23 protein-coding genes and 1 pseudogene are annotated in these 9,918 nt (G+C 42.2%); 2 read left to right on the top strand and 22 right to left on the bottom strand.

Annotation, left to right across the window (positions count from 1 at the left end):
• Together N7U62_RS22915 and N7U62_RS22910 are read left to right on the top strand one after the other, a co-directional pair.
• The coding region (locus tag N7U62_RS22915; protein ID WP_264140501.1) for a PAS domain-containing protein at positions 1–495 on the top strand (495 nt) is incomplete at its 5' end.
• Positions 446–1,201 carry a sensor histidine kinase gene (locus N7U62_RS22910; RefSeq protein ID WP_318840766.1) on the top strand — a complete coding sequence of 252 codons (756 nt, stop codon included), beginning with the start codon at positions 446–448 and terminating at the stop codon, positions 1,199–1,201. The genes N7U62_RS22915 and N7U62_RS22910, both read left to right, overlap by 50 nt.
• 9 nt (positions 1,202–1,210) lie before the next feature.
• Here N7U62_RS22910 and N7U62_RS22905 read toward each other — a convergent pair whose 3' ends face one another.
• The 22 genes and pseudogenes from N7U62_RS22905 to N7U62_RS22825 all read right to left on the bottom strand — a co-directional run bounded on the left by N7U62_RS22905 (position 1,211) and on the right by N7U62_RS22825 (position 9,775).
• Entirely contained in the window at positions 1,211–1,522 is a 312-nt protein-coding gene (locus tag N7U62_RS22905; protein WP_264140500.1) for an ROK family protein, read from the bottom strand.
• The gene (locus N7U62_RS22900) at positions 1,503–1,646 is read right to left on the bottom strand and encodes a hypothetical protein (protein WP_264140504.1); all 144 of its coding nucleotides are present in this window, start codon (positions 1,644–1,646) and stop codon (positions 1,503–1,505) included. The genes N7U62_RS22905 and N7U62_RS22900 overlap by 20 nt, the downstream gene beginning before the upstream one ends.
• A gap of 6 nt (positions 1,647–1,652) precedes the next feature.
• A pseudogene (locus tag N7U62_RS22895) lies at positions 1,653–1,828 on the bottom strand (ROK family protein); the annotation flags it as partial.
• A gap of 4 nt (positions 1,829–1,832) precedes the next feature.
• Positions 1,833–2,186 (bottom strand): hypothetical protein, encoded by a 354-nt coding sequence (locus N7U62_RS22890; protein ID WP_264140499.1) that lies wholly within the window; start codon positions 2,184–2,186, stop codon positions 1,833–1,835.
• A gap of 223 nt (positions 2,187–2,409) precedes the next feature.
• Positions 2,410–2,640 (bottom strand): hypothetical protein, encoded by a 231-nt coding sequence (locus N7U62_RS22885; RefSeq protein WP_264140498.1) that lies wholly within the window; start codon positions 2,638–2,640, stop codon positions 2,410–2,412.
• Positions 2,641–2,726: 86 nt separating this feature from the next.
• A complete protein-coding gene (locus tag N7U62_RS22880) occupies positions 2,727–2,915 on the bottom strand; it encodes a hypothetical protein (RefSeq protein WP_264140497.1) in 189 nt (62 codons plus the stop codon).
• Positions 2,916–3,363: 448 nt separating this feature from the next.
• Positions 3,364–3,756, bottom strand: coding sequence for a hypothetical protein (locus tag N7U62_RS22875; protein WP_264140496.1), 393 nt, complete (start codon positions 3,754–3,756; stop codon positions 3,364–3,366).
• A 333-nt stretch (positions 3,757–4,089) separates the two neighbouring features.
• Complete coding sequence (locus N7U62_RS22870) at positions 4,090–4,236, bottom strand: hypothetical protein (protein WP_264140495.1); 147 nt, start codon at positions 4,234–4,236, stop codon at positions 4,090–4,092.
• A 61-nt stretch (positions 4,237–4,297) separates the two neighbouring features.
• Positions 4,298–4,516: a hypothetical protein gene (locus tag N7U62_RS23155; RefSeq protein ID WP_318840765.1), complete on the bottom strand. Its 219-nt coding sequence runs from the start codon at positions 4,514–4,516 to the stop codon at positions 4,298–4,300.
• 341 nt (positions 4,517–4,857) lie between these two features.
• Complete coding sequence (locus tag N7U62_RS23150) at positions 4,858–4,986, bottom strand: hypothetical protein (protein ID WP_318840767.1); 129 nt, start codon at positions 4,984–4,986, stop codon at positions 4,858–4,860.
• A complete protein-coding gene (locus N7U62_RS23145) occupies positions 4,928–5,098 on the bottom strand; it encodes a hypothetical protein (protein WP_318840764.1) in 171 nt (56 codons plus the stop codon). Before N7U62_RS23145 ends, N7U62_RS23150 begins: the two co-directional genes overlap by 59 nt.
• On the bottom strand, positions 5,071–5,607 hold the full coding sequence (locus N7U62_RS23140; protein ID WP_318840763.1) for a hypothetical protein: 537 nt from the start codon (positions 5,605–5,607) through the stop codon (positions 5,071–5,073). The genes N7U62_RS23145 and N7U62_RS23140 overlap by 28 nt, the downstream gene beginning before the upstream one ends.
• Before the next feature lie 98 nt (positions 5,608–5,705).
• Positions 5,706–6,263 carry a 6-phosphogluconolactonase gene (locus N7U62_RS23135; RefSeq protein ID WP_318840762.1) on the bottom strand — a complete coding sequence of 186 codons (558 nt, stop codon included), beginning with the start codon at positions 6,261–6,263 and terminating at the stop codon, positions 5,706–5,708.
• A gap of 614 nt (positions 6,264–6,877) precedes the next feature.
• Positions 6,878–7,303, bottom strand: a complete 426-nt coding sequence (locus tag N7U62_RS22860) for a SusD/RagB family nutrient-binding outer membrane lipoprotein (protein WP_264140494.1) — start codon at positions 7,301–7,303, stop codon at positions 6,878–6,880.
• A complete protein-coding gene (locus N7U62_RS22855) occupies positions 7,296–7,427 on the bottom strand; it encodes a hypothetical protein (RefSeq protein WP_264140493.1) in 132 nt (43 codons plus the stop codon). The genes N7U62_RS22860 and N7U62_RS22855 overlap by 8 nt, the downstream gene beginning before the upstream one ends.
• Before the next feature lie 2 nt (positions 7,428–7,429).
• Positions 7,430–7,576 carry a hypothetical protein gene (locus N7U62_RS23130; RefSeq protein WP_318840761.1) on the bottom strand — a complete coding sequence of 49 codons (147 nt, stop codon included), beginning with the start codon at positions 7,574–7,576 and terminating at the stop codon, positions 7,430–7,432.
• The gene (locus tag N7U62_RS22850) at positions 7,569–7,682 is read right to left on the bottom strand and encodes a SusD/RagB family nutrient-binding outer membrane lipoprotein (RefSeq protein WP_318840760.1); all 114 of its coding nucleotides are present in this window, start codon (positions 7,680–7,682) and stop codon (positions 7,569–7,571) included. Before N7U62_RS22850 ends, N7U62_RS23130 begins: the two co-directional genes overlap by 8 nt.
• Before the next feature lie 352 nt (positions 7,683–8,034).
• On the bottom strand, positions 8,035–8,220 hold the full coding sequence (locus N7U62_RS22845; protein ID WP_264140492.1) for a hypothetical protein: 186 nt from the start codon (positions 8,218–8,220) through the stop codon (positions 8,035–8,037).
• 237 nt (positions 8,221–8,457) lie between these two features.
• On the bottom strand, positions 8,458–8,829 hold the full coding sequence (locus tag N7U62_RS22840) for a hypothetical protein (RefSeq protein ID WP_264140491.1): 372 nt from the start codon (positions 8,827–8,829) through the stop codon (positions 8,458–8,460).
• A gap of 62 nt (positions 8,830–8,891) precedes the next feature.
• A complete protein-coding gene (locus N7U62_RS22835; RefSeq protein WP_404818047.1) occupies positions 8,892–9,209 on the bottom strand; it encodes a hypothetical protein in 318 nt (105 codons plus the stop codon).
• A gap of 42 nt (positions 9,210–9,251) precedes the next feature.
• Positions 9,252–9,422, bottom strand: coding sequence for a hypothetical protein (locus N7U62_RS22830; RefSeq protein WP_264140490.1), 171 nt, complete (start codon positions 9,420–9,422; stop codon positions 9,252–9,254).
• 2 nt (positions 9,423–9,424) lie between these two features.
• Positions 9,425–9,775: a hypothetical protein gene (locus tag N7U62_RS22825; protein ID WP_264140489.1), complete on the bottom strand. Its 351-nt coding sequence runs from the start codon at positions 9,773–9,775 to the stop codon at positions 9,425–9,427.
• Positions 9,776–9,918: the final 143 nt, after the last annotated feature.

Raw genomic sequence — 9,918 nt, 5'->3', positions numbered from 1 at the left:
GATGGAAGAATATTCGAAAGGCATTCGGTGCCAATGATACTGGATGGAAAGAATGTAGGGCGTGTATGGTCGTTTAGGAATATTACAGAGAAAAAAAATGCAGAAGACAAATACCGCGAACTCTTCGAAAATTCTTTAGAAGGCATATATGTTGCTGACGGCGAGGGAAGTTTCACTACAGTAAACCCTGCTATGGTCAAAATGTTTGGCTATGAATCACGTGAGGAGTTCTGCAAACTTGTCCCTGGTGCTGGATCACTTATGGTGAATCAGCAGGATAGGATGAAAATAAGAGAGCTCCTTCAAATGACAGGTGAGGTCAACGGAATAGAGCATCAGGTTTACAAAAAAAATGGAGACATCATTTGGGTACGTTCAAATATAAGAGTGCACTTTAACGGTTCTAACCCAATCAAATATGAAGGATCCTTAGAGGACATTACCGATAGAAAAGAAAGCTCAAAACCTACTCGTTCAACAAATAGACGAACTTAAAAAAGTTAATTTTGAGCTTGACAGGTTTGTCTATAGTGTTTCCCACGATTTACGCGCACCTCTACTTTCCATCAAAGGGTTAGTCAATATATCCATTACAGAAAAGCCTTCCCCTCCTTTGATGAAATACCTAGAATTAATAACAACTAGTGTAGATCGACTCGATAAATTTATCATGGACATATTGGATTACTCTAGAAACTCAAGACTAGAAATTCAATATCAATTGATCCATTTCGATACCATCATACAAGAAACTATAAATAACCTGAGTCACATCGGTGGCTATCAACGACTCAAATTCAAAAACAAAATAGAATTAAATCATCCATTCAAAACTGACAAAAGACGAATTAGTATGATTTTATCCAACTTGATTTCTAATGCCATCAAGTATCAAGACTATGATAAAGCATCAGAAATCATGATAGAAATCAGCGAATCAGCAGCTGGACTTCGCATAGAAGTAGCCGACAATGGTATAGGCATTGAACCTGACCAACAGTGCAAAATATTTGATATGTTCTACCGTGCCAGCGACCGGTCAAAAGGTGCTGGCTTGGGTCTTTACATTATTAAAGAAGCCGTAGAAAAAATGAACGGCAGTATTGAGCTCAACTCCATGCTAGGCAAATTCACTCGCTTTACGATTACCTTACCTTTTATCAAAACTAATAATCACCTGCATAAAAAGATCGAAGCATAAAGCATTAGATCAAATCACTAAGCCTTTTTTTGTCATAATATCTTTCAGTATCAAACTGGCCGCTCCTATGATTGGCGTATGCGTGCTGTTCAATTCTGAAGGCAAAACCTTGATCTTACCTTGATAAATGTGTAACAAGTTCTTTTCGAAATGCTTGATGGTAGGTTTGAATATCAAATCACCTGCTTTCGCTAATCCTCCCATGATGAATATCGCCTCTGGACTGGTATGCCCCACAGCATCAGCTAGCTTGGCTCCCAATACCTTACCTGTATACTCGAAGGCCTCCTGAGCGACTACATCACCGATTTTCAGCAGCATCAGCTACCATTTTGGTATTTAGATCATCGAAGCTGTAGCGTTTCAGCTCACTATCCATGTGATGATCTGCCAGCAACTTATAGACGGTTCTTTTTAAACCTGTAGCCGAAACGTACGTTTCCAAGCATCCCTTCTTGCCACACTTACAGTATCTACCACCACCTATTTTGTAGGCGATATGCCAAGTTCGCCCGCATGTCCATCATGCCCTTGGATCAACTGCCCGTTGGCCACAAAACCAGAGCCCAATCCTGTCCCTAATGTGATCACAATAAAATCGTCCATCCCTCTGGCTCCGCCAAACATCATTTCACCCATGGCCGCTGCGTTGGCGTCGTTGGTAAGCTGTACAGGCAGCCAAATTCTTTATTAAGCAGATCTGATAAAGGCACCGTACCAGACCATGGTAAGTTAGGGCATCCTCTATTGTGCCTTTTTTGTAATTGCCATTAGGAGCACCTACACCCACGCCAATAAAGTCTACGGGCTCGTCCAATGAATCGGCAGCATTTCTTATAGCTTTAGCCAAATCTTTGATATAAACATTGATGTCAGGGTTGTCTGTAGCTATACTGCTATGAATTCGAACCTTTCCTGCTGTGTCTACCAGTCCAAATTTAGTACTAGTTCCTCCTATGTCTATTCCAACTATTAATTCAAGCATTATCTTGTCGTGTAGTGTTTATTAATATGATATTGTACTAATTGCTCAATCGGCTCTTTGATAATTTTGCCTAAGGCAATTCCCTTTTCTGTTAATATTTCTTTCAGAATGTCTTCAAAAAAGAAAGGTATTGAACCCACGAAATGAACCGTGTAGTTCTTGTGGTCTGGGTAGCATTCCAAATAAATCTCTACAAATTGTCTGATCCATCTTTAGTATCACTCTAAAAAAATCGTGGTCTTTGTGTTGATGAATGAATTGAAGAAAGCGCCAGATACACATTGGCAAAAGGTTTCATGTAAACGTTTTGCAGGATATCATGCTTGGTAATGTTGTATGTTTCTTCGAATGCCGTAGCTAATTCGGCAGGTAATTGTTTACGTAAAAAAGCTTGCAGCAATATTTTACCAAAATAAGCTCCACTCCCCTCATCGCCCAACACATAGTCAGACACCTGGCACTTCTTGCCTTACGATGTCTCCATCGAAAAAACATGAATTAGAGCCTGTACCCATCAAGCAAGTAAAACTAGGCGTACCATTATAGAGTAGCAAAAGCAGCTGCTACAATGTCGTGATTCACATAAATATGCGACTGAACAAATACTTTGGACAAGGCTCGGTCGACGATATTTTGAAGTTTTTTACTAGAGCATCCACTACCATAGAAAAAAACCACTTCAATCTGATCGGCATATTTTAGCAATTCGCCAGCTGACCTGACAGACACTTCTATAATATCCTCAGTATGAAAATAGGGATTGATACCACTCGAACTGAGTGTCAGTGCTTTTTTATTATCCTGAATCGTTCCCAGTCACACTTGGAAGATCACTAGTTCCGATGGGTGTGTGCTGTTGCCCCTTTATTAAATCTCGAATTTAATTGTATTCTTCCGATTGGCCACTTTCGTTAGAAGAAATTACAATAAAGTTTAAAATTATTATGATATTTTCAGTTTCCCTTACACCTTGATGAAAATATTCCTCTTATATAAAAGGAGTACAGGAGATAGCAAATCACCACAAAACCAAACGCATAGACCAGAGACGCAAAATAAAAGCTCACCAATATGGACCATTCCTGTGTATATCCATTCCTGCAAAGAATGCTCTCCTATGGAAATCAAACCAAATATAGTCGCCAAAATACCTGATAGTGCATAAGCCGTGATAGCATTAGAACCAAAAACCTCGAATGGAAAGGTATAGCATGAACGATACTTCTGTATATCTAATAGCCAGTACATCACTGCATAAAAATTCATCGCTACACCTCCAGTATGAGAGCGCAAACGAACTCGTCCACAGGCTTTTATTGATTGGAAAGACCAAATCCCAGGCAAGTGCCATCGCAATAAGTACATTGGCCAGTACAAACACCTTCGTCAGACCAGCTGTCTGATCAGCCGTACCAAACAACAATTTGCCTGTAGAACACCCAATAAGCCTGTACCAATTGCAGGCACTGTACTGAGCAAGCCCTCTGGGTCCCAAGTGTTGCTCAGTTTCCACATCGGCCAGATAGGAACCTCCTGTCGAACCAAGCAGCAAAATTGGTGTCTGGCGCAAGATTGGCAACACCTATAGTTGGCACTGACACCATCGTCATGAGCGCCCAATAGCCCACCAGCAATAAAGCTCCAATTATGATTTGGTTTCGGGTAGTCACATAATGATGCATAAGTGCAATAGCCAAAAACACCAAGCCTATACGCTGCAACACACAGGAATTCGTAAAGTAGCAAGTTCGAAATACGGAAAGCCATTGAGAAATAGGCCGATTAATATCAGATATAAACTTCGCTTCAATATCTTCTTAGCGATTTGCTTTCTAGCTTCTCCTCCTTTGGGAGTACCCAGCGAAAGCAGCCATGCCTACCATAAACAGAAAAAATGGAAAAATTAGATCTGTAGGCGTACAGCCATGCCACTGTGCATGCAATAGCGGAGCATATACATACGACCACGAGCCAGGTCATTCACCAATATCATGGCAGCAATAGTGAGGCCTCTAAAGACATCAAGGCTGAGAAGTCTATCTTTATTCAAATGGCAGGGATTGAATCAAGGCTCAACGAAAACATTCGCTGAGCCGTAATAATAATTGATCTTATAGAAAGTGATATCTTCTGAACCCTTCTATTGCTTCGTATTCGGCTAGCCCGAGCTGGTCGTACATTTCGGCAGTTTCTTCATTGCGATCCTCTGAGCGCTGCCAAAATTCCCTACTGTCGTCGCCCTGAAATACTACACCATCCTTCTGCGACTGGTGACGAAAAATAGCCATACGTTTTTTGAGTAGCTCTTCTGGACTAATAGGCACAGCCATTTCGATCTCATCGATCGGGTATTCGTGCCAAGCGCCTGCTGTATAGCCATACCCAGCAGTCTTTCATATACTTCTGTTTTCAGATCTACTGGTGCCGAAAGATGCCTTTGAGACATACTTCATGTGTGCCATGCGGATCTGCCAAGTCGCCAGCTGCGTAGATTTGATGGGGTTTAATCTCGTCGATCAAATTTTTGACAATCTGTACATTGGCTTTGCCAAGCGGGATTTCTTCACTTTTCCCGTTTCGTAGAAAGGCAAGTCTAGGTAATGTACCTCGACTATCTGGTATGCCATAGTATCTACAAGCGCTGATTGCTTCGCCTCGTCTGATCGAGACCTTACTTTTCGTACATCTGGACTGGCGTTACCTCTTGATTTGCCTTGTCATTGATGTCTTTAAATATCTTGTCAAACACCTTGGGGTCTTGCCCTTTGTCCTGCAGCGTATTCGTAGCAGTTCTTGGCAAATTCCGTAAACCTCAGTGCTTCATCATCTGCTGACGGAATATTACCCGACGTCTGATAAGCCACATGTACTTCGTGTCCTTGGTCTACCAAGCGCAAAAAAGTACCTCCCATAGAGATCCCGTCATCGTCTGGATGTGGACTAAAAATGATAATTCTTTTCTTATCTGGATTAGCTCTTTCAGGACGATTGGTGTCATCCGCATTTCGTTCGCTCCAGGCCATCCCGTGATCGTGTGCTGAAAATGATTAAACATTTTAATGTTTACCTCATAGGCTCCACCCTCTCCTAGTATTTCAGACATGCCGTTGTCGTTGTAGTCACGATCAGCCAACTTCAGTATGGGTTTGTTTAGTTTTTGGCTCAGCCAAACCACTGCTTTTCTTTTTAGGTCCTTTGTCCATTCGCAGTCCCCTACGATCCATGGCGTTTCGAAGCGTGTCAAATCCTTAGCTGCATTTTCATCCATCACAAAAGTAACATCGCCATGTGTCTGCAAAAATGTAGCAGGTACGTCGGTAGACATTTCTCCTTCTACAGTTTTCTTTACGATCTCGGCTTTCTTCATTCCATAAGCCATGATCACGATTCTTTTGGCTTTTAGGATTGTTCCCACACCCATCGTCACGGCTTTGCGTGGTACATCTGCTTTGCTATTAAAAGCAAAGGCATTGTCTTGACGGGTGAGAATAATCCAAAGTGATCATTCGCGTGGTTGAGCTAATTTTGGAGCCCTGGTTCGTTGAACCCAATATGGCCTGTACGCCCGATACCAAGAAGTTGAAAATCGAGGCCGCCATAGCTTTCAATTTTTTCTTCGTACTGTGTGCAGTATTCAGCTATGTGCTCAAAGGCGATCTTACCACTTGGTACATTGATGTTTTCCGGAAGGATATCTACATGATCGAACAAATGATAATGCATGAAATGGATATAGCTTTGATTGTCTGTCTTGTCTAGTCCATAGTACTCATCTAGATTGAATGACACTACATTCTGAAAACTTAATCCTTCTTTCTTATGCATACGTACCAGCTCGGCATAGACCCGAATCGGAGACGACCCAGTAGCTAAGCCCAAAATGCACTTTTCATTTTTTGCCTCCCTACTCCTGATCAAATCGGCAATTTCTTGCGCTATGACAAGTGAGGCTTCGTCAGACCCTTCGAATACCTCTGTATGTATTTTCTCGAATTTGGTAGCTTCCATCGCACTCCATGCTTTTCGGCTGATACTCTTCGATCCTCTTGCGGTTTCTTTTACCATTGTAATACTCATATCCAATTTCCTTTATATTAAAAGTGATAACGACACCTTTACTCCATTCTTTATATGTATAAAGCTAATAAGTGACGCTATGGAGGGGAAATATATTAGCTAAAGGGATATTTTTTGAAGCTAAACGGATGTGTGTATATGTGACTGGCACAAAAAAGAAAAGATCACGTAAAACGTGACCCTTTCTAACCCAAAACTCTAATTTAAATTCTTTGATCTCGCTGTCGCTAAATCGTAATACTAAACTAACCGTAAGGATGTTTTTTGTTTATTTTTTCGCTGAGCGCAATTGTTTGTCGCTCAATGACGAGTCGAATGGAGAACACAAAATTCAGGTCACTTTAAAAACGAAAGGGCTGCCCGGTGAAGGAGCAGCCTTTTGAAAAATCACTATGTATTAACGTTTTCTTATTTGGCCCACCAGTGCTTGGTACCTTCTACGTCCTTGTCGGCCACCTGAGCATAATTAGCCTCGTTTCAGTCCAGGCTCGTGATGATGGGTATTTCACCTTTCGGATCACTTTACCTGCAGGCACGTTAGTGTTTGACTGTAACCAAAGTCTACCGCTGGAAGTTCCAATCTTCTCAAGTCAGCCCATGCTCCCCATCCATTGTCAGGCTATCCACCAATGAATTTTTGAGCAATTACTTTTTCTACAATCAGTACACTTGCCATCGCCCCAAGCCAGCTGATACCGTCCACTTGGTTGACTTCGTTTGAAGCAAGGTAAGTGCTCGATGAGCTTAATCCCAGTATTCAAGACAACTAGCCTTCTTCGTAAGCTTCTTGAGCCGGTCTTGCCAATATTCCAACCATTCAAAGCTCCTTCGGCTCTCAAGAACCATACTTCAGCAATTGGCATGATGGTCCAGCTTCTAGCATTGTCGCCATTGAACTCACCTCTCAATGTTGTATTCATTCTAGAGTTGTTTTGTACAAAATTCTCTGGTGCAGTCAATGCTGATGGAGCAAGACCTGCATCAATTCCAGGCCAAACACCTTCAAACCCTTCGCCTACATCTGCATTTTGATCAGACAAACCAAAGAATAGAGCTCGTGGATCTACTGACAGCAGGGTAACTAGCTACAGCTGCTCCTACATCTGCCGTATTGAACGCTAGGCCACCAATTCCAGCTGTCAGGTCATAGAATGTACTTGTCATACCTACTCCATTGCCTGATCCCACCAGAAATAGTAGTTGTAGCTATAGCCTTCGCCCCAGATAGCCGTGTTGGCATACATAGTGGGCATATTGGCTTGTGTCTCTAGCACACCACCAACTACTGCTGCTTCTGCGTGCTGTTTAGCCAATGCAGCGTTCTACTCCAGATATTCTCATCGCCAATCTCAGTCTTAGAGAGTTGGCAAACAAAGTCCACTTGGTCAAATCTCCCTGATAGATGGCATCGCTAAACATAGCTCTGCATCTTAGTGATCTATGCTGGCCACAGCTTCTTCCAATTCGTTAAGCATGTCTTTATAGAATATTTCTTCAGTCATACACTCCTTCTGCTAACATTAGAATAATGGAATATCTCCCATCAAGTCAGTGGCACGATGTGTCACCCACACTCTCCAGATACATGATCGGCCACGGCATTGGTATAGCTATCCAGAGTCCTCGTATTGATCTACAAGACTACTCAACGAATTGAACCACTTGTAATGCTCATTCCAGTAATCGCCTGTCCAGCCATCTACAGAGATTGTTGGTATAAGTAGCAAAACCAGTACCTGTATAGTATTGTGCAAACATGTCTACATATAGGTTACTGTATCCTTTGGTGCAGGTGAGCTGTGAGACAAGCCTCTTTGAACACACTACCCACTTTCAGTCCTGGATCTACATCTTCTGCGAGAGGATTGTTAGGATCCGTATTTATTCTTCCCAATCTGAACACGCACTGAACACTAGGGTCAATGCAAGTACACTTGTATAATATTTTTAGTTTCATAATAATCAGAAATTTTAGAATTGAACTTTTAGGTTGAAACCGATAGTTGCCGTTCTAGGAGCAGTATAAGCTTCTGCTGCCTTGCTGGCTTGATGTAGTATAGGCATATGGAGGAACCCCGTTCAGTTCGCTACCGAAGGTGGCTAAGTTTCTACCTACTATACTCAATGTAGCTCCACGAATGCCAGAGTTTCCAAAGATGGATGACGGCAGGCTGTAGCCTACAAGTAAGTTCTCTCAAATTGATTTCACTCTTGTCGAACATCCACTCAGAATCGATGGCTGACAGTAGCTCCCCCAGTACTGCTGAGCACTCAATGTGCTAGAAACAGGATTACCATCTACATCTACACCAGCGATCGCGTAATCTGCTCTGTTATTTTCAGCAGTAATGGCGCTGGTTCCAAAAGCTGCAGCTTGGGCATTGGTATAAGAATAGATGTCGCCACCTTTCATGTAATCAAACAATACGGTAAAAGAAACTCTACCCATGCTGGCAGTACCGTAGCTCAATGCGCCTGTGATACCAGCATTCCAATCTGGGTTGAAGTTGCCCAGGTATTCTCTTTCATTGCTTCTCTGAAATCTACCACTACCATCAAGGATCATATTGCCCTAATCAGTCAGTCATATAAGTATACCCATAGATATCTCCAAACGAGCCACCTTCTTCAGCTACTACTTGAACCAAACGAGACACCTTCTTCTCCACTACCTAGTAGGTATGAATACCCATCAGCTAGTTCGATGATTTTGTTTCTGTTTCTGGCCCAGTTTAGACCTACATCAAACTTGAATGCACCTGTATTGATAATACCTACTCCCAAAGTCACTTCATGCCCTTTGTTTTCGATGTTCCCTGCGTTGATCAACTCGTGTGTAAACCCTGTAGCCGCATTGACTGGCAAAGGAATGATTTGATTTTCAGCGTTGTTTTTATAGAAAGTATATCCCAAAGTGAATCTGTTGTGGAAGAAGTTCAAATCCACACCGAATTCAGTTGACTTTAAACGACTCAGGCTGCAATGTTTTCATTCGGCTTGATGTACTGGCTGCAAAGCACCTGCATTAGTAATGGTGTTAGTTAGATACAAACTATATGGCTCTGCATCCTTACCTACTTCTGCATAAGACCCTCTTACTTTAGCATAGCTCAACCATGAAGGCATACCATCGAAAGTATCAGAAATCACCCAGCTCAATCCTACAGATGGGTAGAAGTAGTGATCTGTTGTCTGGGCTGCAAAGTAGACGACCAGTCGTTTCTAGCAGTAAAATCCAAGAATAGATATTCTCTAAACGACAATTGAGCCATTCCAAATACTGAGTTCAGTTCTTCTTCTGTAGATGTACTCAGAGGCATCTTTGTCAGCAGAGTTGTTGATCGAGTAAAAATCTGGCACGACCAGACCATTGTGCCTAGACCGGTCTGTGCATAGCTATTGGCAGCCATGAAATTGGCACCAGCCGTCACACCTACTTTCAATCCTCCTCCCAATTCGAAAGGGTTGAACTGACCCAGCAATTCCAAGTTAGTCTCCGTAGAGCTTGTCATCGTCTGTCTCACATCTCCACGAAGATAAACCAGTATGGTACGCCTGTACCCAATTGATCTCTTTGTCTGAAATCATAGTGATCTACACCGTATCTCACATGAAACTTGAATACATCACCTGCTTCATCAAGCTTACTTTACCA

Origin of the sequence: Reichenbachiella ulvae, assembly GCF_025833875.1 — a bacterium.
GTDB classification, from domain to species: Bacteria; Bacteroidota; Bacteroidia; order Cytophagales; family Cyclobacteriaceae; genus Reichenbachiella; species Reichenbachiella ulvae.
Note: the sequence above shows the minus strand (reverse complement) of the source record. Positions and strands in the feature narration are given on the sequence as shown.